Here is a 631-nt window from a genome sequence, read left to right on the forward strand (position 1 = left end):
TCAACCCAAGTTAGCCGGACAAGACCATTGAGAGTTAGCTCGGCTAAATTATCTGGCCCGGGATGACGCCAGATTTGCATCGAACCCAGTACAGGATGTTGAAAAGGTGCCTCGAACTCAGCGCCCAAGCGTCGAGCCAAAGCAAATGACCGGGGATTGTCTTCCAGGATCAAGCTGATTGCTGTCGTCCAGCCGAGAGCTGAATATGCAAACTCACGAGCTGCAAGCGAGGCTTCGAAAGCGATGCCCTTACCCTCACCGCCTTCGAAAACAGACCAAGCGATTTCAGGCTCGGGCCAATCCTCGGGAAACCACAACCCTACAACCCCGAGAGGCTCGTCCGATACGCGGTCGGCCACGATCCAACGACCAAATCCGTGCAAAACCCAATGGCCAAACAGTTCACCGAATTGCCCATAGGCCTCTGAGCGCGTGAATGGACCGCCAACCGCGGACGCCCGTTCCGACATTCGGAACGCGACAAATGGCTCAAAATCAGACGCCAACGGTGCGCGAAGGCGTAGGCGCCGTGTTTCTAGCATTGGGATATCTACGAGGCGCGGTGTCATGTCTTCTCAAATGCTGAATGCACTTTAGCCTCAATCGGAACGTCACGCTATGACTGCGAAGG

1 protein-coding gene is annotated in these 631 nt (G+C 55.3%); it reads right to left on the bottom strand.

The window, feature by feature from the left end:
* Positions 1 to 569, bottom strand: a 569-nt coding sequence (locus ACR1XU_RS23155; protein ID WP_480915724.1) for a GNAT family N-acetyltransferase, incomplete at its 3' end; no start/stop codon positions are given.
* Positions 570 to 631 lie beyond the last annotated feature (62 nt).

Source organism: Ruegeria sp. D1(2025), from assembly GCF_056536425.1.